Here is a 681-nt window from a genome sequence, read left to right as displayed (position 1 = left end):
CTGATTGCGGGATTGGAGGGCTATTTGGAGTGTTTATGAAAGATCCGGGTTAGATACGTCGAAAGCTGGCAGTACCGTTTGAGGAACGAAACTACTTCGTTCAACACGAAGCCCACGAAAACACCAATTAAGGCTACGCCCCACTCAGGCATTCCCTATCTCCTTGGTTAATCCGACTGCATAACGCCTGCATTTGCGGCTGGTTTGGAGCGCAGCGGAAAACCGGTCCGACAACATGCACTTGTTAAGCATTATCGCCTACGTTTATCAACAAAAGACGATACCCGCCACTAATAGCGCTGTTATCGTCACCTACATATTCATTAAACACTGGAAGATCTACTACCGGCGGTTCTTCGCCAACCTCTTCTGCAGCTTTGCGGATTAAAGAGTTCAAAAAACCTCCGATCTCTGGAGTTGATACTGGTGCGCCAATTCGCATTCCCAGAAGATGCTTGAGAAATCTTTCTATACCGACAGTGCAGATAGTCTCTCTCCCTGCAACACTCATTTCATTTTGAAAAGTGTTCAAAATTAGATTGCAGGAGTTTACATAGCTCTGCGGAGATAACCACTTAGCGATAGAGTATATGAAATCAATGAGATGACCCTCGCCCTCATAAAAAAGAGTTATGGTGATTTCTGGTGTATGGAAGCAGGTTGAAGGGGTGGCGTATCCTG

General features: G+C 45.8%; 1 protein-coding gene. It reads right to left on the bottom strand.

Annotated elements, in window-relative coordinates; all coding sequences use genetic code 11:
* Window positions 1-244: 244 nt before the first annotated feature.
* A partial coding sequence (locus tag ACFC20_RS17645; protein WP_375194121.1) for a hypothetical protein occupies window positions 245-681 on the bottom strand: 437 nt, incomplete at its 5' end.

The sequence above is a fragment of the Marinobacter sp. genome, assembly GCF_041984545.1.
Lineage (GTDB): Bacteria > Pseudomonadota > Gammaproteobacteria > Pseudomonadales > Oleiphilaceae > Marinobacter.
Note: the sequence above shows the minus strand (reverse complement) of the source record. Positions and strands in the feature narration are given on the sequence as shown.